Here is a 22,847-nt window from a genome sequence, read left to right as displayed (position 1 = left end):
CCCAGCCCCGCGGCAAAGATCACTTGCACGATCAACAGCGGTATCAGCGCCAGCAGGGCCATGCCGGGCAGGCGGCCGCTGATCAGCAGAAAGCCGAAGAACAGCCCGAGAATGATCGCAAAATTGATACCGGCGTTGAGCAGGGTAATCACCGGCAGGCAAATGCGCGGGAAGCTGATTTTCTTCAGCAGGTTGGCGTTTTCCAGAAACATGCTCTGGCTGCGCGTGGTGATTTCCGCGAACAGACCCCACGTCAGCAGGCCGGCGCAGAGATAGACGCTGTAGGCCAAGCCATCGTCCACGCCCGGCAGACGGGCGCGCATGATCTGGGAAAAGATCACCGTGTACACAACAATCATCGACAACGGGTTGAGTACAGTCCACAGCGCGCCGAACAACGAGTTGCGATAACGTGATTGAAACTCCCGCTTGACGCTACCGAGGATGAATCCGCGATAACTGCGCATTGAGCGGTAAAGGGAAAGCAGCATTCAAACCGTCCTGCCGTATTGGTCTTCGAAGCGGACGATGTCGTCCTCTCCCAGGTATTCGCCGCTTTGTACTTCGATGATCACCAGATCGATCACCCCGGGGTTTTCCAGGCGATGGCGGTGGCCGGCAGCGATGAACGTCGATTCGTTTTTCGCCACCAAGTGGGTACCGGTACCATTGTTGGTAACCTTGGCCATGCCTTCGACGACCACCCAGTGTTCGTTACGGTGATGGTGCATTTGCAGAGACAGCTTGCCGCCGGGCTTGACCACAATGCGCTTGATCTTGAAGCGCGGGCCCTCCTCGAGCACGGTGTAGGTGCCCCATGGCCGACTCACCGTGCGGTGCAGACGGTAGGCTTCGTGGGATTTGTCCTTGAGCTGCTTGGCCACTCGTCGCACGTCCTGCGCACGATCAGCGTGAGCGACCAGTACGGCGTCGGCGGTGTCGATGACGATCAGGTTGTCCACGCCGACGGCAGCCACCAGCCGACCTTCGCTTTGAACGAAGTTATTGTGGCTGTCGATGAAAATCGCTTCGCCGCTGGCACGATTGTTATCGGCATCGGCCGGTACCAGAGCCGCGACGGCGCCCCAGGAACCGATATCGCTCCAGTCGAACCCGGCGGGTACCACGACGACTTTTTCCGAGCGCTCCATCAACGCGTAGTCGATGGAGATGTCGGTGATCTCGGCGAACAGCGCTGGCGACAGTTCCTGTTGCAGGCAGCCGACAGTTTCCAGCGGGGCGCTAGCCGCCATGCAGGCACGGGTCTGTTCCAGCAACTGCGGCGCATGCAGTTGCAACTCGGCCAGCACACTTGCGGTGGTGAAGCAGAACATCCCTGAGTTCCACAGGAAGTTGCCGCTTTCCAGATAATGCGTGGCGGTTTGCAGGTCGGGTTTCTCGACGAAACGCTGCACTTTCGCAGCGCCTCTGGCGTCGAGTGGCGCGCCAGTCTCGATGTAGCCGAAGCCGGTTTCCGGGGCGGTCGGCGTCACACCGAAGGTCACCAGATAACCGTCCTTCGCCAGATTGACCGCGTGTTCGACGGCACTTTTCAGCGCGTCCTGATTGACGATCAAATGGTCGGCCGGCATCACCACCATGATCGCGTCGTCACCGTGCAGCGCTTGCAGCGACAACGCGGCAGCAGCGATGGCCGGGGCAGTGTTGCGGCCGGTCGGCTCCAGCAGGAAATGCCCGCGATGACGCGAGACATGGGCGGCGCAATAGTGATCCTTGCTCTGGAAGTAGTACTCGCGGTTAGTCACCGTGACAATGTCGCCCCAACCGTCCAGCAACGCGGCGGCACGCTGGTAGGTCTTGCCCAGCAGCGACTGGCCGTCGGGCAGGGTCATGAACGGCTTGGGATGGCCCTCGCGGGACACCGGCCACAAACGAGTGCCGGCACCGCCGGACAGAATCACGGGAATCAGCATGGCCTACTCCTTGGCGACGCGTTTCATGTCCGCATCCATCATCATGCGGATCAAGGTATCCAGGTCGGTTTTCGGCTTCCAGCCCAGCACACGCTGAGCCTTGGCTGGATTGCCGAGCAGCACTTCAACTTCGGCCGGGCGGAAAAACGCCGGGTCGATCTTCACGTAGTCGCGGTAGTTGAGGCCGACGTGATCGAAGGCGATGCGGCACATTTCACGCACCGTGGTGGTGACGCCAGTGGCGACAACAAAATCGTCGGGTTTGTCCTGTTGCAGCATCAGCCACATGGCTTCGACGTAGTCACCGGCAAAGCCCCAATCGCGCTTGGCGTCGATGTTGCCCAGGGCCAGTTCGTGCTGTTTGCCCTGTTTGATGCGCGCCGCGGCATCGGTGACTTTGCGCGTCACGAATTCGATGCCGCGCAGCGGTGATTCGTGATTGAAGAGGATGCCGCTGCTGGCGTGCAGGTTGAAACTTTCGCGGTAGTTGACGGTGATCCAGTGGCCATACAGTTTGGCCACGCCGTACGGGCTGCGGGGGTAGAACGGCGTGTTTTCATCCTGCTGTTCAGCCTGGATCAGACCGAACATTTCGCTGGTCGATGCCTGATAAAACCGGGTATGCGGGCTGAACTGGCGGATCGCTTCGAGCAGGTGGGTAACGCCCAGACCATCGACGATGCCAGTCGTCACCGGTTGATTCCACGACGCGGCGACAAAGCTCTGCGCGGCGAGGTTATAGACCTCGTCCGGCGCCGATTGAATGACTGCACGCTGTACCGAACAGGCATCGGCCATGTCCCCGTCCAGATAGACGATGTCGGCTTCGACCCCCATCTCGCGCAGACGCCAGCGCGAATCGCTGCTGCGCCGTGCGACGAAGCCGTGAACCTTGTAGCCCTTGTCGAGCAACAGCTTGGCCAGATACGCGCCGTCCTGGCCGGTGATGCCTGTGATCAATGCACTTTTTGTCATTCTTGTCGTACTCGCGTCTCCCAGTCGGACAGGATCGCCCGCAGGGATTGTTGTGTTGTGATTTCAGGCGTCCATCCTGTGGTCTGGGTCAGCCGGTTATGGCTGCCACAAACGCGACGCTGATCGGCACGCCGCATGCGCGCAGGGTCTTGAACCAGTTGCATGTCGACTTCGGCGAGATCGCCGAGCTGCTCGATCAGGCTGCGAATGCTTTGCTCGCGGCCCGAGCAGATGTTGTAGACCTGTCCTGACGTGCCTTTTTCCAGCAGCGCGAAGTAGGCCGATATCACATCGCCGACATCGAGGAAATCTCGCGTCACATCGATGTCGCCAACCTCCAGTTGCGGCGCTTGAAGGCCCTGTTTGATGCGACTTATCTGGCGGGCGGCACTGGCGATGACAAAGCTTTCTTTCTGGCCGCTGCCGATGTGGTTGAACGGACGCGCTACCAACACCGGCCAGCCTTCACTCAGGCCCCATTGCAGGCTGAGAAACTCCGCCGAGAGTTTGCTCACCGCGTAAGGATTGCGCGGGCAGGGCGACTGTTGCTCGCTGATCGGCAGATCGCTCTCGCCGACTTGACCGTAGACATCGCCGGAGCTGACGTAGAGGAAGGTGCCGGCAAAGCCCCGCGCCTTGAGCGCCTGCAGCAGATTGAGGGTGCCGAAAAGATTGATGTCGAAGGTACGCGCCGGATCACGGAACGCTTCCGGGACGAAGGTCTGCCCGGCCAGATGAATTACCGCGTCGGGCATCTGCGGCCACAGATCACGGAGGCTGTCAGCATTCGTGAGGTCGTAGGGCGAGGCGGCAGGCAGCAGCTCCCACGGCGAATCAGGCAATGCCAGACGCGATTGAATATGTTGTCCCACGAATCCACTGAGACCCGTGACGAACAGACGCTTTTTCAAACAGCGACCCCTTGGTCTTGAACTTGCGCCACTTTCTCACAGGCTTTAAGGAGAGGTCTGTCAGACCGGAGGAAAAACCGGGTGAGAGACGGGCGAAGTCAGTTGTTGTAGTTGTTTGTTATCAATCTGTGCCAATTGCGCAGCAATTTCAACAGGCCAAACCGTGACCGGTCAGTTCTCGTCAGCGTAGTCCGATTTATTCTCGTCGGGCGGTTCCCGGATCCTTGATGGATGTGTTTAGAATGGCCCTCGTCGCCATTCCCCCAGGTCCACCGTGGGCGTGGCGCGACCAGGGTGAAACTGACCACTAAAACAAGAACGAAGACGTGCCTGAAGATGATGGACTAGCTGCGTTATTGCGGCTTGATCCAACGCCGGGTCGTCATAGCATGAGGTTGCCGGGACGGCTGCTTCATCGTGGGATGCCATGAATTTCATTCTTTACTCGGACGTCAACGACCGCTCCATCAGCCAAAGTCTCGGGCGTCCCGAATACAGCTACTACTTCGTGCTCAAGGCTTATCGCCCGGTGCTGGAAAGCCTTGGTCGCGTGCATGTGGTCACGTCGACTGACGACGTCGATCCGCTGTATCTGCAATTGCGCCAGGCCGATCAGGAATGCCTGTTTCTTTCGTTTGCACCGCCACATAAAACCCCGATCGGCCTGCAGTGCCCGATGGTCTGCGTGATTGCCTGGGAATATGACTCGATCCCCACCGAATACGCTGGCGACGATGTGCGCCAGGACTGGCGCCAGACACTGGCCCGCCATGGCCGGGTGATTACGTTGTCCACCCACACCGCGCAGGCCATCCGTCGCAGTCTGGGTGAAGATTTCCCCGTGCTGGTATTGCCCACGCCACTGTGGGAGCGTTTCGCTCAGGTGCGGCGAGATTGTCCAAGTGTCCCGGTAAACCCCGGCACCACGCTGCAGATTAAGGGCTGCATCATCGACAGCCGTGCTCTGGGGCTGTCGGCCGATGGCTTGATCGCACCGATACTCCGCGAGCCGGAACTGCAAACACCGCAAGTGATCGAGCCCGTGCCGGAGCCGATCGCGGAACCTCCTCCGGCACTGACCCTGCGCCGGCGTGCTTTCATCACCAAGCATTACCTGATCGCGGGCTACAGAGCTGTCACGGTGGCCTCCGAACATCGACCGCTGTTTCTGCTCAAGCACAACCTGTTGCAGTGGTATCGCGAAGCCGTCAGTGATTTGCTGCCGGGCTCGGTCCGCGAGGAACACCGCGAGTTGCCTGATCCCATTGTCGAGGCAATAACGCCGGCTCCAGCTGTGAGTGAAATGCCGGTGTTGGCTGAGCACCCGCAAGCTTCGCTCCCCGACACCAGTCAGCACGTACAGATCGACGTCAGCGGCGTGGTTTACGTCAGCGTGTTCAACCCCGAGGACGGGCGCAAGAACTGGCATCACCTGATCACTGCGTTCTGCTGGGCTATGCGTGATGTCGACGACGCGACGCTGGTGCTGAAAATCACCCAAAACGATCTGTCGAGCTATTACGTTCATCTCATTACGTTGCTCTCGCAGCTGTCGCCATTCGCCTGTCGCGTGGTGGTCATGCATGGCTATCTGGAAGAGGAAGAATTTGCCCGGCTGTATGGCGCTGCGAGTTTCTACGTCAATGCGTCGCGCTGCGAAGGGTTGTGCCTGCCGTTGATGGAGTTCATGTCGTGTGCCCGCCCGGTGATTGCGCCGAACCACACCGCGATGGGTGACTACATCGACGAACGCGTTGCTTTCATCGTCAAGTCCAGCCGCGAACCGACCATCTGGCCGGAGGATCCGCGCATTCTCTATCGCACGCTGCGCCATCGTCCCGACTGGGGATCGTTGAAAACCGCCTACGAGGACAGCTACGCCATGGCCAAGAACCATCCAGAGGCTTACCAGGCGATGGCCGCTGCCGCTGCTGAGCGGATGCGTGAATACTGCGGTTTTACGCCCGTGCAGCAGCGCGCGGAGGCGTTTTTCGGTCTGAGGGCCAATAGCGAAATGACTTCGTTGGCGGTCGAGACCGGAGCGGCCTCATGCTGATCATCATTCATTCGGAAACCAACAAGAGCAATATCCAGCAGAACCTCGGCCGGCCGGAGTACAGCTATTACTTCGTGCTCAAGGAGTTTCGCCCCGTTCTCGAACGAATCGGTCAGGTGATTGAAGTCAGCAACCCTGACGAGTTAGTGGATCGTTTGTATTTCGACTGCTTGAGCCGGGGCGAGGATTGCGTCTTCCTGTCGTTCTCGCCGCCGCATCGCACGCCCATCCATTACGCATGCCCGACCATCCCGGTGTTCGCCTGGGAATTCAGCACCATCCCGACTGAAAGCTGGCAGGGCGAATCCCGTCACGATTGGCGTGTGGTGTTGCAGGCGTGTGGCCGGGCGATTACGCATTCGACATTCACGGTGAACGCGGTGCGCGACGTGATGGGGGCGGACTATCCGATCTGCGCGATCCCGGCTCCTGTGTGGGATCGCTTTGCCGCTCGCGGCGAGCAATTGGCCAAGCGTCCGGTGGTTGACCTTGTGACGCTGAACCTGCGTGGATTGCTGATCGACAGTCGTCGCACGGACTTGCGGCCGTATGGCCCACCGCGATTGCGCGAAGGCACGCCGATGTCCTTCGCAGGACCGCCAGAGGATTGCCAATTGCAGCTCGAAGGCGTGGTCTACACCTCGGTGTTCAACCCTTACGACGGCCGCAAGAATTGGCAGGATATGGTCAGCGCGTTCTGCACGACGTTTCGCGACATCAGCGATGTGACCCTGGTGCTCAAACTGACCCACCATGACATCGCCGATGCGCTGACCGACATGCTGCATCACTTGTACAAGAACCAGTCGTATCAGTGCCGGATCGTGCTGATCCATGGCTATCTGGCGGATGCCGATTACGAAGCACTGGTGCAGGCCACCAGCTACGTGGTCAACAGTTCTTACGGTGAAGGACAGTGCCTGCCGTTGATGGAGTTCATGTCCTGCGGCAAACCGGCGATTGCGCCGTTGAACACCGCGATGGCCGATTATGTGAGCAGCGATAATGCATTTATCGTCGACTTCACCGAAGAGCTCACCGCCTGGCCGCATGACCCGCGTGCGGCCTATCGCACGATGCGTTACATCACCGACTGGGATTCGCTGTGTCTGGCGTATCGCGCCAGTTATGACGTGGCAAAAACCGATGAGCAGCGTTACGCCGGGATGTCCGCCGAGGCGATTCGCAGTCTGCAGCGATTCTGTAGCCAGGCCAGCACCGAGCAGAGATTGCGCGATTTTTTTGCGCAGCCACTGCAAGCCCGCGGAACGTTGCCTGCGCCAGTTACGGTCGCATGATCCGGCGTCTGCTCGCACGATGGCGTCCGGCGCGTGCCGCGCAACCGCTGTCGGCACCGTTGGCCAAGGTGTCGCCTCGCGACGTCGGTTTACATGACGCCGTGCTCGACGGTTGGTTCTTGAATGACAGCGGCGAGTTGCTCAAGGGCTTTGCGATCAGCGCTGACGATACGTTGCTGGATGTCGGTTGTGGCGAAGGCGTGGCGACACTGTTTGCCGTGCGTCAGGGCGCTTCGGTGATTTTTACCGACAGCGAACACGCCAAGGTGCGTGAGCTCTCACGGCAGGTCGAAGCACAAAGCGACAAAGCCCATCTTGGGCTGGTCAGCAATAGCCTGCCGTTGCCACTGGCTGACGGCTGCGCCAGTAAAGTGGTGTGCATGGAGGTGCTGGAGCACATCGATCAGCCCCAACCGTTCATGGCCGAACTGGTGCGCATGGGGCGCCCAGGTGCACAGTATCTGTTCAGCGTGCCGGCACCGGTGGGCGAACACTTGCAAAAAGGCATCGCCCCGGACAGTTACTATCAGTCTCCCAATCATGTGCAGATTTTCACCCCGGAGCGCTTCGCTGCGCTGGTAGAAGAGGCTGGCCTGGTGATCGAACATCGCCAGGCCAGCGGATTTTTCTGGGTGATGGGCATGATTTTTTTCTGGGCCGGCGAACGGGCTGCAGGGCGTGATCCGGGCGGTGCGGTGCGTGACCGGATTCAGGAGCCCTTCATGCCGTTGATGGAGAACTGGGCCAAGACCTGGCAGGACCTGCTCGCTCAGCCGGGCGGGCTGGCGATCAAGCAGACGCTTGACCGCTTCATGCCCAAGAGCCAGGTGATCATCGCCCGCAAGCCATCGGGTGTGGGGGAGTCACCATGAGCAGCAAGCGGATCATGGACATTGAAGTGCTGCGCGCAATTGCCGTATTGGGCGTGTTGTTCCATCACTTGCAGGGCAGTCTGTTTACCGATGTCGTGCCGTCGCTGGAAAAGATCCATGCCTGGGCGCAGCCGTGGTGGGGCGTTGATCTGTTTTTCGCCATCTCCGGTTTTGTTATTGCCCGAAGCCTGATCCCGGCGCTGCAAGGCTGTACAACCCGCCAGGAGTATTGGCAGCAGACGCGCAATTTCTGGCTTCGCCGGGTTTTTCGGTTACTGCCGTCGGCCTGGTTATGGCTGGCGCTGATGTTGCTGGCGTGCGTGTTTCTCAATCGTTCGGGGGCGTTCGGTACGTTGTCGGCCAACCTGCAAGCAACGTTGGCCGGGGTGTTGCAGTACGCCAACTTCCGGTTTGCTGACAGCTTCTTTCGCTACGAGTACGGCAGCAGTTTCGTCTACTGGAGCCTGTCGCTGGAGGAGCAGTTCTACCTGCTGTTCCCGCTGCTGATTATGCTCTGTCGCAAACATCTGGTCTGGGCATTGCTGGCGCTGGTCGCGGTGCAGATTTTCACCCTGCGCACGCCGTTGTTGATGGTGGTGCGTACTGATGCGCTGGCCCTCGGTGTATTGCTGGCAATGTGGAGTGCGCAGCCGAGTTATCAACGTTGGCGGCCGAATTTTCTCGCTCGGCCATGGGTCGGAATTTCGGCATTGATGCTGATCGGCGCGCTGTTGAGTTTCATGGCCACCGATCGCTTCACGTTCGCCTGGTACCGTATCGGTTCAATTGCCGTACTGAGCGCAATACTGGTGTGGATCGCATCGTACAACCGCAATTACCTGATGCCCGCTGGCGCGATGCAGCGGCTGCTGGGGTGGATCGGTAGCCGGTCCTATGGCATCTACCTGATTCACATACCCGCTTATCAATTGGTGCGTGAACTGATCTTTCGCTTGCAGAGCGCCGGTCTGCCCAGCCCTGCCGGCCACCCGGTGCTGACGCTGCTGATCGCTTTCGGCCTGATCGTGTTGCTCAGCGAACTCAATTACCGCTGGGTCGAAATGCCCATGCGCAACCGTGGTGCCGCGCTCGTGCGCCGCCTCGGTACGTCCCGATCCACCGTCCCGTCCTCTGGAGCCACCTCATGCTGAGCCTACTGAAGAAACTCACGGCGGCGACGCCAGCACCGGTCCCCGCGCAGGCAGTGGAGCCGGTCGCCAGCAAGGTCGATCCGTACATGCTCGGCTTGTACGATGCCAAGCTCAGTGGCTGGTTCAACCAGGAAACCAACGAGCTGTTCAAAGGTTTCGTGGTGTCTGCCGAGGACACGCTGCTTGATGTCGGCTGCGGTGATGGCGGCAACGTGCATTTTTGCGGCATGCGCGGGGCGAAGATCATCATCGCCGACATCGACGGGGCCAAGGTCGAAGCGACTCGTCAGCGCCTGAGCGATACGCCGGCACGGGACATCGAATGTCACGTCACCGATTGCAATCCGTTGCCGATCGCCGACGGCACTGCAACGCGCGTGGTCTCCACCGAAGTCATCGAGCATGTCGACGATCCGGCACAGTTCCTCGCCGAACTGGTGCGTGTCGGCAAACCGGGCGCCTTGTACCTGTTGAGCGTGCCGCACCCGAGTTCTGAAGACCTGCAAAAAGATATTGCCGCGCCCCAGTACTTCCAGAAGCCCAATCACATTCGCATCATCAGCGAAGAGCAGTTCAAGGCGCTGGTCAGCGAGGCCGGGCTGGAGATCGTCAGCCATAGTCAGTACGGCTTTTACTGGTCGATGTGGATGCTGTTGTTCTGGGAAGCCAAGGTCGATTTCAGCAACCCGGATCATCCGCTGCTCAATCACTGGGCCGAGACCTGGCAAGCGGTGCTGGACTCGCCGCGTGGTGCGCAGATCAAACAGGCGCTGGACGCGGTGGTTGCGAAAAGCCAAGTCATCATTGCCCGCAAACCCGCCGCACCCGTGTAGGAGCTGCGGCACGCTGCGATCTTTTGATTTTGATCCTGAAAAACAAGATCAAAAGATCGCAGCCTCGTTTTACTCGACAGCTCCTACAGGGGTTTTGTGTAACCTTGCAGCCTTGTGGTGTCAGGGGGCTGGAAGGTATGCGGTTTATTGTGGGTCTGTTTTTGGGCATCGTTATCGCGGGTTGCGAGCAACACGACGCGCGCCCTCTCGACCAACAACTCTACATCTGGCAACGCCAATGGACGCCGGCCCACGCGGTAGCGCTGCGTGACAGTCGCCAGGATTTCTCGACGCTGCGCGTGCTGGCGCTGCAAGCCTTTCCAAATGCCGGATGGAGTCGGGCCCGGATCGATGCGCCGTTATTGATAGCCGACGGCCGTCCTTTGATCGCAGTGATTCGTCTCGATGGGCAGTTGAAGGCGCTGGATCAAGATCAGCTCACCACGCAGATTCTGCAGGTGCTTGCCGATTGGCAGGCGCAAGGTCTTGTATTGAGCGGCGTCGAGATTGATCACGATGCCGGTAACGCACGTTTGCCGGCCTACGCTGAATTCCTCGAACATTTGCGCTCGGCATTGCCGACGTCTCTGCCTTTGAGCATCACGGCACTTCCGGCCTGGCTCGACAGTGCGCAATTGCCAACACTCCTGCAAACCGTCGACAGCAGCGTGCTGCAAGTCCACGCCGTCAGCGATCCGCGTCGGGGTCTGTTCGATCCTGATCAGGCGTTGAAGTGGGCCAAGGCCTGGGCGCGGATTACCGACAAACCTTTTTTTCTCGCGCTGCCGGCTTACGGTGTGGCGCTGTTGCCGGATGATGGCGGGGCGCCGGTGGTGGAAAGCGAAGTACAACTTGAGCGGGGCGGTGAGCGCCAGGAATTGCTCGCAGATCCGCAGCAATTGCGCCAACTTGGCAAGGCCTTGCGCGAAGACCCACCGGCGCATCTGGCCGGTCTGATCTGGTTCCGCCTGCCGCTGGCCACTGACCGCCGCGCCTGGAGTCTGACCACCCTTGCGGCGGTCGCACGGGGTGATCAACTGAACAGTCAGCTCGGCGTGACGCTGAGCGAGTTCGACGGCCTCTACGACATCAAACTCGACAATCCCGGCAACCTCGACAGTGCCTGGCCTGCGCGGATCATTCTCAAGGCGAAAAACTGTGAAGGCGCCGATGCGCTCGCCGGTTACTCGTTGCAACAAAGCCCGGATCTGCTTACCTTCACCCGCCTGCGCGACGGCCGCTTGCCGGCGGGTGGGCAGCGCGTCATCGGTTGGGCGCGTTGCGCCAATATTGATCAAGGAGGTTCGCATGTTGACCCGTAACTGGCCCCGCCATCTGCTCTGTCTGAGCCTCTGTTTGCCATTGAGTTCGGTGCTGGCCTGCGGACCGGATTTCCCGATGCGCCTGCTCGATAATCGCGGGCAAACCCTGGCGGATCTGCCTGAGGGCAACTTCAACTTCGAACTCAGTCGGCTCGGCAAAGCCATCGCCGGGCTGAAGAACGTCACCGCTGCAACGCACAATCCGAACGATATGTACGGTGAGGAAAACGCGGCCGCCGAGGCACGGGAGAAAGCCGAGCAGGCCGGACTGAGCCCCGAGCAGCAAGCGTTGGTCAAACAACTGCGCGGCCTGACCGATGCGCGTCAGGTCGAGGCGCAGGGCGCCGGCCTGCCGGCGGAAATCCGCTTGTACGTGGCTGGTGCAGTGGCGTTTGCCACTGGCGATCATCAACTCGCCGGCGCCTATTTCGACAAGCTGCTGGCGTTGCCGGCGGACCAGCGTCCGCTGCGCAGTACCTGGGCCGCGTACTCGCTGGGCCGCACATGGTTTGCCATGAGCAGCGAAGGCGGGGATGCGGTCGAGGCGCTGGAGCAATCGCGTGATGCGTTCCGCCAAGCCCGGCAACTGAGCATCGACGGTTTCAGCGATCCGCTGGAGTTGGGCGTTGCCAGCCTCGGTGAAGAGGCGCGGGCATTGCGCACGGCGGGCGACTGGAGCGGCGCCATCGAATTGTATGAAGCACAGAATCTGCACGGCTCGGCTGTGGGTTACACCTCGCTCAAGCAATTGATGAATGAACTGGCGGAGTTGCCCGAGGCCGAACTCGCCGATTTGCTGCAGCACAAATCCGTGCAGCAACTGGTCACGGCATCGCTGGTGAGCCGTCAAGGCTGGTCGTTTGGCGATGAGCCGCCGAACGAGAAAAAACTGGTGAAACTGCTGCAAAACAGCACCCGCGGCAGCCTCGAAAACGCGGATCGTCTGGCGGCGATGAGTTATCAACAGGGTGATTACGCCGGTGCCAAGGCCTTTCTCGAGAACGCCGGCGACGGCGGCCTGGCGTGGTGGCTGCGGGCCAAACTGGCGGTGCGTGACGGTGACAAAAACGCCGCAGCCGCAGCCTATTCGAAAGCCGCGCAAGCCTTCCCGCAGAGCGAAGACTGGGGTTATCGCCGTACGCCGGACTGGGCGTTTGAAGCGGTTCAGCCGAAATGCCGGGTCGAGGGCGAAAGCGCGATTCTCGCGTTGCAACGTGGCGAGTACCTGCAGGCATTCGTGCAGTTGTATCGCAGCAACAGTGTCTATTGGTTCGATGCCGCGACCGTGGCCGAGCGCGTACTGACCGTCGATGAGCTGAAAAAGTACGTCGACGATAACGTCCCGGCTCCGCCCGCGCTGACTCAACAGCAGCGTGATAACTACGTGCCGCTGCCGGTCGCCGCCAGCCTGCGCAACCTGCTCGGCCGGCGTTTGCTGCGCGAAGGGCATTACGCCGACGCGGTCGCTTATTTCGACAATCCCGACCTGCAAAACAAGGCTCGCCTCTACGGCGAACAACGGCTGAAGGCCGATGCGTTGTGGTGGCCGACCAAGCGCGCCAGTGCGCTGTATAACGCCGCGTGGACAGCGCGTGAATGGGGCATGGATATTCTCGGTTATGAGATGGCGCCGGACTACGCCACGTTCGGTGGCAACTACAGTCTGGAAAGCACGGAGCTGAAAGTCGGCCCGCTGGTGAGCGAGGCCGAAGTGCAACGTCAGGCCGCCAGCGAAGCGAAACCGGATCAGCGCTATCACTACCGTTTCGTCGCCACCGAACTGGCCGGGCGCGCCGCTGACAACCTGCCGCACACCAGTCAGGCATTCGCCGCCGTGCTGTGCAACGCGGCCGGCTGGAACAGCAGCCTGGAAGATCAGAGCGCGCTGTATCAGCGTTACATCAAGGAAGGTCCGTTCGTCCCGTGGGCGGTCGACTTCGGCAATCAGTGCCCGTACCCGGATTTCGAAAACGCTGACAAGCGTTACGTCACTCAGGTCACGGATGCCGTGCGTTCATCGCTGCGGCCGTACAAGTGGCCGGTGCAGATCGGCGTGGTTGTGCTGGTCAGCGCTGCGGCATTGCTGCTGATCACCCGTCGCCAGCGCAAGGTCCGCAAAAGCTAAGCCTGCTGGACGAAGGTCAGGCGTATGGCGAAACCGATCAGCAGGCTGCCGAACAGCCATTGTTGTACGCGTTGGGCGGTTGGACTGTGTTGCAGCCAACGACCCAATGCGGCGCCGGTGAGGGCGTAGGCGCTGTCGAACAGCAGACCGACGCCAACCAGCAACATGCCGAGCACGGCGAACTGGCTCAATACCGGTGCGCCGTCATTGACGATGAACTGCGGCAGCAGCACCGAGCAGAACAGCAGCGCTTTTGGGTTGAGCAGGTTGGTCAGCAAACCGCGTCGAACGGCTTCGCGCCATTGCCCGTGTACGTCACCAGCCTCACCCGCATTCAGGTTCGGCAGCAGAGTGCTGCGCAGGCATTGAATGCCGATCCACAACAGATACGCCGCCCCCGCCAAACGCACGACCTCGAATGTCCACGGTGCAGCCTTGAACAGCGCGGCCAGCCCCAACGCCGCCAGCGCCACGTGGCAACCGCGAGCAACGCCCAGGCCGATAGCGGTGGCCAGTGCCGCGCCGCGTCCCTGTCGCGCACCGGTTTGCAGAAGCAGGATCATGTCCGGGCCGGGTAACAGATAGATCACCGCCAATGCCAGGAAAAACAGCCAGAGACTCGCCATGTTGCCGCCCTTTCGTTGTCGATTCGGTGCGCCAAGTCTAGAGCTGAAGGGTGGGGCAGGTGCTTGCGAAGTCAGCTTCAAAAACCTTCTTGATTGGCATAATCTGCTGGTTTTCCATTGCATGACTATCGGGATCTGCCAAACATGAAACTCGACGCCTTCGATCGCAAGATTCTCGCGGCGCTGCAACGCAACGGACGCCTGAGCAATGTCGAGCTGGCGGATGAAATAGGCCTGTCGGCCTCACCGTGTCTGCGCCGGGTGCGGATGCTCGAGGAGGCCGGGGTGATTCGCGGTTATCAGGCCAATCTTGATCGCGATGAAGTCGGGCTGGGGCTGACGGTGTTTGTCGGGGTCAAGGTCGAGCGCCACAACGATGAGCAGGCCGAGGCGTTCTACCGCGCGGTGACAGCGTTGCCGGAAGTGATTTCCGCGTTTCTGGTGTCGGGGGAATCGGACTTTTTGCTGCAAGTGGTGGTGCCGGATTTACGCGCGTATGACCGCTTTCTCAGTGGCTGCCTGTTGAAGCTGCCGGGGGTGAGCGACATTCGCAGCAACTTTGCCATTCACACGGTGAAGACGCCGGGGGCGTTGCCGCTGGGGCATCTTCCCGCTTAAGAACGGGTGGGCCCCCATTCGCGAGCAGCTCGCTCCCACATTCGACCGCAGTCCTTCGGAAGGTACACGGTCAATTGTGGGAGCGAGCCTGCTCGCGAAAGCGGTGTTTCAGCCACCTGGATTTCAGAACCCTACATCTGCGTCGCCAGCCCCTCGACATTCATCGCCGCCTGACGCAACGCCTCTGACCGCGTTGGATGCGGATGGCACGTCAACGCAATGTCTTCCGCCGAGGCACTGAACTCCATCGCCACACAAAACTCGCCAATCATTTCACTGACGCTCGGGCCGACCAGGTGCACGCCGAGGACTTCATCGGTGCGTTCATCCGCGAGGACTTTGGCGAAACCCTCGGTCTCATGGTTGATCTTCGCCCGGCTGTTGGCGGTGAAGGGAAACTTGCCGACCTTATAGGCACGGCCCTCGGCCTTGAGTTGTTCTTCAGTCTTGCCGACGCTGGCCAGTTCCGGTCTGGTATAGATCACGTTGGGGATCAGGTCGTAATTGACCTCGCCAGCCTTGCCATGGATCTGCTCGACACACGCCATCGCTTCATCTTCAGCCTTGTGCGCGAGCATCGGCCCGGAGGTCACGTCGCCGATCACCCAGACCCCGGCGGCTTCGGTGCGGTGCTGTTTGTTGGCGAGCATGCCGCGCTTGTCAGTGCTCAGGCCGACGTTCTCCAGTCCGAGGCCTTGGGTATACGGACGACGACCGATAGCGACCAGCACGTAATCGGCTTCAAGCAACTCGGCCGTACCGCCAGCGGCCGGCTCGACGCTGAGTTGCACGCCGTTGGCGGAAGAGATGGCGCTGGTGACTTTCGAACTCAGCTTGAACGCGATGCCCTGTTTGCCCAGTGAGCGTTGCAGGGTTTTGCCGGCCTCGCCATCGACGCCGGGGCAGATGCGGTCGAGGTATTCGACCACGGTGACCTGCGCGCCCAGGCGTCGCCAGACTGAACCCAGTTCCAGGCCGATCACCCCGGCACCAATCACCACCAAATGCTTGGGCACTTCACTCAGAGACAGCGCGCCGGTTGAGTCGAGGATGCGTTTGTTATCGATCTCGACGCCGGGCAGGGGAGTGGGCTCGGAGCCGGTGGCGATGATGATGTCCTTGGCGGTCAGCTCGACTTTATTGCCTTGAGCGTCGGTCACCGTGACTTTGCCCGGGCCGTCGATGTGGCCCCAGCCCTTGATCCACTCGACTTTGTTTTTGCGAAAGAGAAACTCGATGCCTTTGGTCAGGCCCGCCACGCTCTCGTCTTTCTGTTTCATCATCTGCGCGAGATTCAACGTCGGTTTGACCTCGATGCCGAGGTTGGCGAATTCCGCACCTATCGCCGCTTCGTACAGCTCCGAGGCATGCAACAGGGCTTTGGACGGCATGCAACCGACGTTCAGGCAAGTGCCGCCCAGCGTCGCACGACCTTCCACGCAAGCGGCCTTGAGGCCCAACTGGCCGGCGCGGATCGCTGCGTTATAACCCCCGGGGCCGCCGCCCAGAATCACTACGTCATAGTTGCTCATGCGCTTGCTCCTGTTGGATGGATGCGGATCGCTAAAAGTAGTTCTGAATAAAAATTACGAACGTAATATGTGCGTTTCGAGGCTTTTCGGTCAAGGCTTCAGGCAAGCGACAGGTTGGGCGTCTTTGAATACGCGTAATTGTGTACGAATATTTCACGCTTTTCGTTATATCGTAACGATATGAACCGTGAGCCAATGATATTGGGGTGATATGCAAGTTGATCTGGAGGTGGATGGCACGCAAGTGACCGGACTGCCGCGTTTTCAGCAGGCGGCCACGCAGGGCAGGCGACTGCGGCGTTGGGCGTTTGCCCTCGGTGGATTGGCCGGGGCGGGCTGGGTGTTGGCGTTTTTCGTCGGGCTGTTTGCACCGCAGTCATTGTGGCTGCCGCTGCTGGTCAATCAGAGCGCGGCGCTGCTGGTGTTGGTCGCCGGGCTGCAATCTGCGTGGTGGGTGACGCAATGGCGCGCGCGGGTGATCAATCCTGTTGTGCTGACGCCGATTGCCGAAGATGAACGCTCTGCGCCGCAAGGGTGGTACGAGCGCCTGCTGGATCGCCTCAGCCAGCGGGGTTTGCATGCACTTGGCCTGATCGGTGCTGCGACGCTGTGGTTGGCTGGCTGGGCGTTGCTGGTGGCGCTGAGTATCGAACAGGTGTGGAACCTGGCGCTGCCCGCCGCAGCCGTTGGATTGTCCGCCACTGTGGGCGCAGCGCTGTCATTACTGCTGACGTTCGGCTTGTTGGTGCTTGAGCGACAACTGGCTCAGGAGAATCCTGCGCAATGGCCGGAAGCAGGTTCATTGGCGCAACTGACGCGCGTGGCGATCATCACTCTGGTGCTCGGCGCGCTGTGTTTGTTGTTCGCTGGCGAGAATGCCGTGTGGCCAGTTCGCGTGTCTGTACTGATAGGTATCTTGCCAGGATTGGTCGCGATCGAGTGGCTATTGCGCGCCGTTCTTTCAGTTTTTAGCCCACGTCGCGAACAGCTTGAGCCAAGGTTACTGGCGCGCAGTTTTGTTACCGACATGCTGCGTTGGCCACCCCAGCCTTTTCTCGCGTTGCAGCACGAATTGCACAACCGTTTTGGCATCGATCTGCGCCAGATCTGGGCGTTCAGTTTCATGCGCCGAGCGTTTCTGCCAGTGCTGGCGCTCGTCGCAGCGGTGGGTTGGCTGCTCACCGGCATTCATGAAATCCCGCTGCAGGGCCGTGGCATCTATGAGCGCTTCGGCAAACCGGTGCAGGTGTTCGGCCCAGGATTGCACACGGGTTTGCCGTGGCCGCTGGGGCGCGTGCTGATCGTCGAGAACGGTGTGGTGCACGAATTGGCCACCAGCGTTGGCGAGAATCCGGCGCCGCTGCAAGCCGATCCTGCCGAAGGCCCTGCGCCGATGACAGCCAACCGCTTGTGGGACGCCAGCCACGTCAATGACAAGTCGCAAGTCATCGCCAGCAGCCGTGGCGCTCAACAGAGCTTTCAGATCGTCAACATGGACGTGCGCTTCGTTTATCGCATAGGCCTGACTGATCAGGCGGCGCTGGCCGCGACCTACAACAGTGCCGATGTGCCGACGCTGATTCGCAGCACGGCCAGCCGGATTCTGGTGCATGACTTTGCCTCGCGCACACTCGACGGTTTGCTCGGTGAAGATCGGGTCGGACTGGGCGAGGAGATCGGTCGCGCGGTGCAAAGTGATCTGCAGCAACTCAACAGCGGCGTGGAGATTCTCGCCACAGTCGTCGAAGCCATTCACCCGCCGGCCGGTGCCGCCAATGCCTACCACAGCGTGCAAGCGGCGCAGATCGGCGCGCAGGCGTTGATCTCCCGCGAGCGTGGCGCTGCGGCCGAAGCGAGCAATCAGGCGCAATTGCAGGCCAGCCTCGCTCGCGATCAGGCCAGCGCCAACGCGCGCGAAACCCGTGCTACGGCGCAGGCGGCGGATCTGAAATTCAGCGCCGAACAAAAAGCCTATGCCAGTTCTGGTCAGGCTTTCGTGCTTGAGCAATATCTCGGTCAGCTCAGCCAAGGCCTGAGTAAAGCCAAATTGCTGGTAATCGACCATCGTCTGGGTGGCAGCAGCAATCCGCCGACCATCGATCTGCGTACTTTCACGCTGCCGGCTGACCCGTCGCCCGCGCGCAACACCGCTCAACCAGGAGTCGCCCATTGAGCCAGTCGCACACTCACGAACCGCATGATCACAGCGGCCACGATCATGGCCACGGCGGACATCACCATAATCACGGGCATCATCACCATCATCACGGTGCGCCGGAAGAGGCGGGGCCTTTCCCGTGGCGACGCATGAGCTGGGCGGTGTTGCTGGTTGCGTTCGCCATCGCAGCAGCGAGCCTGGTGCAAGTGCGCTCGGGTGAAGCCACGGTGATTACCCGCTTCGGCAATCCATCGCGGGTGCTGCTTGATCCGGGTTTGAGCTGGCGTTGGCCGGCGCCGTTCGAAGCGGCGATCCCGGTGGATCTGCGTCTGCGCACCACCTCCAGCGGCTTGCAGGATGTTGGTACCCGCGACGGTTTGCGCATCATCGTGCAGGCCTACGTGGCGTGGCAGGTGCAGGGTGATCCGGACAATGTGCAGCGCTTCATGCGCGCGGTACAGAATCAGCCGGATGAGGCGGCGCGGCAGATTCGCACCTTCGTGGGCTCGGCGCTGGAAACCACAGCCAGCAGTTTCGATCTGGCGAACCTGGTGAACACTGATGCCAGTCAGGTGCATATCGCTGAATTCGAAGCGCAATTGCGTCAGCAGATCGATCAGCAATTGCTCGCCACCTATGGCGTGCGCGTTGTGCAAGTCGGCATCGAGCGTTTGACTTTGCCTTCTGTGACCCTTACCGCAACTGTCGATCGCATGCGCGCCGAGCGTGAAACAATCGCTACCGAACGTACCGCGATCGGCAAGCGTGAGGCTGCGCAAATCCGCTCTGCTGCCGAACGCGATGCGCGAATTGTGCAGGCCGACGCCACCGTGAAAGCTGCAGAAATCGAAGCACAATCTCGCGTTGAAGCCGCGCAGATTTACGGCCGTGCGTACGCCAGTTCGCCGCAGCTGTACAACTTGCTGCGCTCGCTGGACACCCTTGGCACCATCGTTACGCCAGACACCAAACTGATCTTGCGCACTGACGCGGCGCCATTTCGCGTGCTGATCGATGGCCCGCCAACACTCGACAGTAAATCCGGATCGCAGCCATGAGCGAAGAAGTTCCACGTGGAACACATTCGCTGAACAGCCCGTGGATTCAGGCTGGTCGTTTGGCATTTCTCGCCCTGTATGCGGTGACGGTGTTGGCCGCATTGGCTTGGGCGTTTTCCAATGTGCGACAGATCGATCCGCAGAATCGTGCGGTGGTTTTGCACTTTGGTGCACTGGATCGCGTGCAGAACGCGGGGCTGTTGTTGGCTTGGCCGCAGCCGTTCGAACAGGTGGTTTTGTTGCCGGCCGCGGATCGGGTGATCGAGCGTCGGGTGGAAAACCTGTTGCGCAGCGATGAGGCACTCAAGGCTGATCGAGTCGCTTCCTTCGCTACACCACTCAGCGATGCTCTGGCCGGCTCTGGTTATTTATTGACCGGTGACGCCGGCGTGGTGCAGCTGGATGTGCGGGTGTTCTACAAAGTCACCGACCCTTACGACTTTGTCTTGCAGGCCGATCATGTGTTGCCGGCGCTGGATCGATTGGTCACTCGCAGTGCCGTGGCACTGACTGCCGCCAGGGATCTGGACACCATTCTGGTCGCGCGTCCGGAATTGATCGGCGCTGACAATCAGGCTGCCGAACGACGTGAGCGATTGCGCGGTGATTTGGTCCAAGGCATCAACAAGCGTCTGGCTGAGTTGAAGGCGAGCGGGCAGGGTATCGGGATCGAAGTGGCGCGGGTCGATGTGCAGTCGAGTCTGCCGGATCCGGCTGTCAGTGCATTCAACGCGGTGCTGACGGCCAGTCAGCAAGCCGACAAAGCTGTGGCCAACGCACGTACCGATGCCGAAAAGCTCACCCAGACCTCCAACGAACAAGCCGATCGGGCGCTACAAGTGGCTCACGCGCAGGCCGGTGAACGCTTGGCCAAAGCCACGGCTGACACTGCCACGGTGTCGAGTCTGGCCAGCAGCACCGACCCGCAAATGCTTCTGCGCCTGTACCGCGAGCGCATGCCGAAGATTCTCGGTCAGGCCGGATCGGTCACCACGGTCGACCCGAAAGACGATTCCCGTCTGATCATTCAGGGAGCCAGTAAATGACTGCGACGACCGCTGCACCGAGCCTGTTGTCCTCGGCCGAACAACGCCGCGCCGCACGCCAACTGACATTGGCGATGCTGGCGTTGGGTCTTCTGGGGCTGGGTTTGATCTGGCGTTGGCTGGTGCCGGAGCAAACCGGCGTCAGTCAGTTGTTGCTTGGTTTTGCTTCTTTATTAGTCGCCGTCCCGGTGATGCGTTCGGCGTGGTACAGCCTGCGCTATCCAAGCTTGCACGGCATCACCGATCAACTGATTGCCCTGGCCATGCTCGGTGCATGGGCCACCGGCGATCTGCTGACAGCGGCGCTGCTGCCGATCATCATGATCTTCGGCCATGTGCTGGAGGAGCGCAGCGTGATCGGTTCGCAGGAAGCGATTCATGCGCTTGGCCAACTGACGCGCAGTCACGCACGCAAGCTTCTGGCGGATGGTTCGATCATCGAAGTGGACAACGGCACGCTGAAATCCGGCGACACCGTTGAGGTGCGCGCCGGTGATCGGGTGCCGGCGGACGGTCGGGTTTTGTCCGGCCAGGCCAGTCTGGATACGGCTTCGATTACCGGCGAATCAGTGCCCGTCGAGGCGGCTGTCGGCATGACGGTGTTCGGCGGCGCGATCAATCTCGATGGCCTGCTGCGCATTGAAGTGACCCGCACTGGCGACGAGTCGACCCTCGGCAAGGTCATCGCGCTGATGCAGAACGCCGAGCGCTCGAAGCCACCGATCACCCGTTTGCTCGAACGTTACGCCGGCAGCTACATGGTGCTGGTGTTGTTGCTGGCAGCGGTGACCTGGTTCGTCACCAACGATGCGCAAGCGATGCTTGCGGTGTTGGTGGCAGCGTGTCCGTGCGCGTTGGTGTTGTCCGCTCCGGCGACGGCGATTGCCGGTGTCGCGGTGGCAGCGCGTCACGGGATTTTGATTCGCAGTTCGGCGTTCCTCGAAGAACTGGCTGACCTGACATCGCTGGTCGTCGATAAAACCGGGACACTGACTTACGGCACATTACGCTTGCAGTCGATCAACAGTCCGCAAGCAGAGTCGTCTGTGGTCCTGGCGCTTGCCGCCAGCCTCGGCGCGGCGAGCAGTCACCCGGTCAGTCGTGCGCTTGCAGGGTTGGTCAGTCAGGATCAATGTCTAACGTTGAGTGATATTCACGAGCGTCAGGGCCTTGGTGTGGTCGCCATGACCGGGCAGGGCGAAGCGGCGCTCGGTCGGCCAGAATTGTTCGCGCAACTGGGCATCACCACGACAACGGTCCCCGATCACGATGGCCCCATCGCCGGGCTGGCATTGAACGGGGAATTCCTCGCTTGGCTGTTGCTCGCCGACACGGTTAAACCGGAGGCCCGTTTCGCCCTCGACGAATTGCGTGAATTGGGGCTCGGACGGCAATTGCTGCTGACCGGCGATCGTCAAAGCGTGGCCCAGTCGCTCGCCAAGGAGGTCGGTTTGCATGAGGTCCAAGCCCAGGCCTTGCCCGAGGACAAACTCAATCGCGTGCTCAAGGAAATCGACAATGGTTTCCGGCCGATGGTGGTCGGTGACGGCATTAATGACTCCCTCGCGCTCAAGGCAGGCGTGGTCGGTGTGGCAATGGGCGCGGGTGGCGCCGACATCGCGCTGGCCTCGGCGGATATTGTCTTGATCGGCAGCGACCTGCGCCGACTCGGCACCTGCGTGCGCCTCAGCCGCCAGTGCCGCCGGACGTTGCAGGTCAACGTGATCATCGGTCTGGGTTGGACGCTGGCCATCGTCGTGTTCGCTGCATTCGGCTGGCTGGGTGCCGCCGGGGCGATGATTGCCGCGCTGCTGCACAACCTCAGCACGCTGCTGGTCCTCGGTAATGCCGGGCATTTGCTGCGCTTTCAGGAGCCGTTGCTCAAGCTCCAGAAAGACCTTTGAAATTATTTTTCGATCCTCTGTAACGCCGTCGGGGGCGCTCTCTCTAGTGCTATGTCGGGACTGAACAACCTTCCAGCCGACACCCCTGACGATTACCGAGGATAAGAAAAATGACCATCAAGACCGCTGCTGCTGGTGCCGCTCTCGCTTTGGCCGCCGCCACAATGTTCGCCGGTGTTGCCTCCAACGCGATGGCCGCCGATGCCAACGTTCACTGCTACGGCGTGAACGGCTGCAAAGGCCAGAACGACTGCAAAACCAAAGACCACGCCTGCAAAGGCATGGGTGCCTGTAAAGGCCAGGGCTTCAAGGCAATGACTCAGGCGGCGTGTGAAAAAGCCGGTGGCAAGGTCGGCGAATAACTGACCGGCAAGTGTTGCCGCAGTGGTTGGCGCCACTGCGGCCACTTTTTATCAGGAGTTCGCCCC

General features: G+C 60.6%; 19 protein-coding genes. 13 read left to right on the top strand and 6 right to left on the bottom strand.

Features of this window, described 5'->3' with window-relative positions; all coding sequences use genetic code 11:
* The 4 genes from PMI23_RS06055 to PMI23_RS06040 form a co-directional block, all read right to left on the bottom strand.
* Positions 1-491, bottom strand: a 491-nt coding sequence (locus tag PMI23_RS06055) for an ABC transporter permease (protein ID WP_007949693.1), incomplete at its 3' end; no start/stop codon positions are given.
* A complete protein-coding gene (locus PMI23_RS06050) occupies positions 492-1,934 on the bottom strand; it encodes a mannose-1-phosphate guanylyltransferase/mannose-6-phosphate isomerase (RefSeq protein WP_007911980.1) in 1,443 nt (480 codons plus the stop codon). It abuts the gene before it with no gap.
* 3 nt (positions 1,935-1,937) lie between these two features.
* Positions 1,938-2,909, bottom strand: a complete 972-nt coding sequence (gene gmd / locus PMI23_RS06045; RefSeq protein ID WP_007911982.1) for a GDP-mannose 4,6-dehydratase — start codon at positions 2,907-2,909, stop codon at positions 1,938-1,940.
* Positions 2,906-3,820, bottom strand: coding sequence for a GDP-mannose 4,6-dehydratase (locus PMI23_RS06040; RefSeq protein WP_007911984.1), 915 nt, complete (start codon positions 3,818-3,820; stop codon positions 2,906-2,908). Before PMI23_RS06040 ends, gmd begins: the two co-directional genes overlap by 4 nt.
* Positions 3,821-4,247: 427 nt before the next feature.
* On the opposite strand from PMI23_RS06040, the gene PMI23_RS06035 reads away from it, so the two are divergent.
* The 7 genes from PMI23_RS06035 to PMI23_RS06005 all read left to right on the top strand — a co-directional run bounded on the left by PMI23_RS06035 (position 4,248) and on the right by PMI23_RS06005 (position 13,477).
* Positions 4,248-5,876, top strand: coding sequence for a glycosyltransferase (locus PMI23_RS06035; protein WP_007911997.1), 1,629 nt, complete (start codon positions 4,248-4,250; stop codon positions 5,874-5,876).
* A complete protein-coding gene (locus PMI23_RS06030) occupies positions 5,870-7,174 on the top strand; it encodes a glycosyltransferase (RefSeq protein ID WP_007912004.1) in 1,305 nt (434 codons plus the stop codon). The genes PMI23_RS06035 and PMI23_RS06030 overlap by 7 nt, the downstream gene beginning before the upstream one ends.
* Positions 7,171-8,046, top strand: coding sequence for a class I SAM-dependent methyltransferase (locus PMI23_RS06025; protein WP_007912005.1), 876 nt, complete (start codon positions 7,171-7,173; stop codon positions 8,044-8,046). Before PMI23_RS06030 ends, PMI23_RS06025 begins: the two co-directional genes overlap by 4 nt.
* Positions 8,043-9,197: an acyltransferase family protein gene (locus tag PMI23_RS06020; RefSeq protein WP_007912006.1), complete on the top strand. Its 1,155-nt coding sequence runs from the start codon at positions 8,043-8,045 to the stop codon at positions 9,195-9,197. The genes PMI23_RS06025 and PMI23_RS06020 overlap by 4 nt, the downstream gene beginning before the upstream one ends.
* Entirely contained in the window at positions 9,191-10,030 is an 840-nt protein-coding gene (locus tag PMI23_RS06015; RefSeq protein ID WP_007912007.1) for a class I SAM-dependent methyltransferase, read from the top strand. The genes PMI23_RS06020 and PMI23_RS06015 overlap by 7 nt, the downstream gene beginning before the upstream one ends.
* Before the next feature lie 137 nt (positions 10,031-10,167).
* Complete coding sequence (locus tag PMI23_RS06010; RefSeq protein WP_007912008.1) at positions 10,168-11,352, top strand: DUF3142 domain-containing protein; 1,185 nt, start codon at positions 10,168-10,170, stop codon at positions 11,350-11,352.
* On the top strand, positions 11,339-13,477 hold the full coding sequence (locus tag PMI23_RS06005) for a hypothetical protein (RefSeq protein WP_007912009.1): 2,139 nt from the start codon (positions 11,339-11,341) through the stop codon (positions 13,475-13,477). The genes PMI23_RS06010 and PMI23_RS06005 overlap by 14 nt, the downstream gene beginning before the upstream one ends.
* Here the strand turns inward: PMI23_RS06005 and PMI23_RS06000 are convergent.
* A complete protein-coding gene (locus tag PMI23_RS06000; protein ID WP_007912011.1) occupies positions 13,474-14,103 on the bottom strand; it encodes a LysE family translocator in 630 nt (209 codons plus the stop codon). The two genes, PMI23_RS06005 and PMI23_RS06000, sit on opposite strands and share 4 nt — an antisense overlap.
* Positions 14,104-14,247: 144 nt before the next feature.
* Between PMI23_RS06000 and PMI23_RS05995 the strand changes: the two genes are divergently transcribed.
* Positions 14,248-14,721 (top strand): Lrp/AsnC family transcriptional regulator, encoded by a 474-nt coding sequence (locus PMI23_RS05995; RefSeq protein ID WP_007912013.1) that lies wholly within the window; start codon positions 14,248-14,250, stop codon positions 14,719-14,721.
* A gap of 131 nt (positions 14,722-14,852) precedes the next feature.
* On the opposite strand, the gene lpdA is transcribed toward PMI23_RS05995, so the two are convergent.
* Entirely contained in the window at positions 14,853-16,253 is a 1,401-nt protein-coding gene (gene lpdA / locus PMI23_RS05990; protein ID WP_007912015.1) for a dihydrolipoyl dehydrogenase, read from the bottom strand.
* Between the two features lie 211 nt (positions 16,254-16,464).
* On the opposite strand from lpdA, the gene hflK (PMI23_RS05985) reads away from it, so the two are divergent.
* The 5 genes from hflK (PMI23_RS05985) to bufA2 all read left to right on the top strand — a co-directional run bounded on the left by hflK (PMI23_RS05985) (position 16,465) and on the right by bufA2 (position 22,781).
* A complete protein-coding gene (gene hflK / locus PMI23_RS05985) occupies positions 16,465-18,426 on the top strand; it encodes a protease modulator HflK (protein ID WP_007949692.1) in 1,962 nt (653 codons plus the stop codon).
* Positions 18,423-19,469, top strand: coding sequence for a protease modulator HflC (gene hflC, locus PMI23_RS05980; protein WP_007912024.1), 1,047 nt, complete (start codon positions 18,423-18,425; stop codon positions 19,467-19,469). The genes hflK (PMI23_RS05985) and hflC overlap by 4 nt, the downstream gene beginning before the upstream one ends.
* Positions 19,466-20,515, top strand: coding sequence for a protease modulator HflK (gene hflK / locus PMI23_RS05975; protein WP_007912025.1), 1,050 nt, complete (start codon positions 19,466-19,468; stop codon positions 20,513-20,515). Before hflC ends, hflK (PMI23_RS05975) begins: the two co-directional genes overlap by 4 nt.
* A complete protein-coding gene (locus PMI23_RS05970) occupies positions 20,512-22,419 on the top strand; it encodes a heavy metal translocating P-type ATPase (protein ID WP_007912026.1) in 1,908 nt (635 codons plus the stop codon). The genes hflK (PMI23_RS05975) and PMI23_RS05970 overlap by 4 nt, the downstream gene beginning before the upstream one ends.
* 110 nt (positions 22,420-22,529) lie before the next feature.
* The gene (bufA2, locus tag PMI23_RS05965) at positions 22,530-22,781 is read left to right on the top strand and encodes a BufA2 family periplasmic bufferin-type metallophore (protein ID WP_007912027.1); all 252 of its coding nucleotides are present in this window, start codon (positions 22,530-22,532) and stop codon (positions 22,779-22,781) included.
* Positions 22,782-22,847: the final 66 nt, after the last annotated feature.

The organism is Pseudomonas sp. GM24 (genome assembly GCF_000282235.1).
GTDB lineage: Bacteria > Pseudomonadota > Gammaproteobacteria > Pseudomonadales > Pseudomonadaceae > Aquipseudomonas.
The sequence above is the reverse complement of the archived record's forward strand: the minus strand, read 5'-3'. Positions and strand labels throughout refer to the sequence as shown.

Coding starts and splice junctions, on each gene's coding strand:
- PMI23_RS06050 (WP_007911980.1), bottom strand. CDS start 1,934: ATGCTGATTCCCGTGATTCTGTCCGGCGGTGCCGGCACTCGTTTGTGG.
- gmd (WP_007911982.1), bottom strand. CDS start 2,909: ATGACAAAAAGTGCATTGATCACAGGCATCACCGGCCAGGACGGCGCG.
- PMI23_RS06035 (WP_007911997.1), top strand. CDS start 4,248: ATGAATTTCATTCTTTACTCGGACGTCAACGACCGCTCCATCAGCCAA.
- PMI23_RS06030 (WP_007912004.1), top strand. CDS start 5,870: ATGCTGATCATCATTCATTCGGAAACCAACAAGAGCAATATCCAGCAG.
- PMI23_RS06025 (WP_007912005.1), top strand. CDS start 7,171: ATGATCCGGCGTCTGCTCGCACGATGGCGTCCGGCGCGTGCCGCGCAA.
- PMI23_RS06020 (WP_007912006.1), top strand. CDS start 8,043: ATGAGCAGCAAGCGGATCATGGACATTGAAGTGCTGCGCGCAATTGCC.
- PMI23_RS06015 (WP_007912007.1), top strand. CDS start 9,191: ATGCTGAGCCTACTGAAGAAACTCACGGCGGCGACGCCAGCACCGGTC.
- PMI23_RS06010 (WP_007912008.1), top strand. CDS start 10,168: ATGCGGTTTATTGTGGGTCTGTTTTTGGGCATCGTTATCGCGGGTTGC.
- PMI23_RS06005 (WP_007912009.1), top strand. CDS start 11,339: ATGTTGACCCGTAACTGGCCCCGCCATCTGCTCTGTCTGAGCCTCTGT.
- PMI23_RS06000 (WP_007912011.1), bottom strand. CDS start 14,103: ATGGCGAGTCTCTGGCTGTTTTTCCTGGCATTGGCGGTGATCTATCTG.
- PMI23_RS05995 (WP_007912013.1), top strand. CDS start 14,248: ATGAAACTCGACGCCTTCGATCGCAAGATTCTCGCGGCGCTGCAACGC.
- lpdA (WP_007912015.1), bottom strand. CDS start 16,253: ATGAGCAACTATGACGTAGTGATTCTGGGCGGCGGCCCCGGGGGTTAT.
- hflK (WP_007949692.1), top strand. CDS start 16,465: ATGCAAGTTGATCTGGAGGTGGATGGCACGCAAGTGACCGGACTGCCG.
- hflK (WP_007912025.1), top strand. CDS start 19,466: ATGAGCGAAGAAGTTCCACGTGGAACACATTCGCTGAACAGCCCGTGG.
- PMI23_RS05970 (WP_007912026.1), top strand. CDS start 20,512: ATGACTGCGACGACCGCTGCACCGAGCCTGTTGTCCTCGGCCGAACAA.
- bufA2 (WP_007912027.1), top strand. CDS start 22,530: ATGACCATCAAGACCGCTGCTGCTGGTGCCGCTCTCGCTTTGGCCGCC.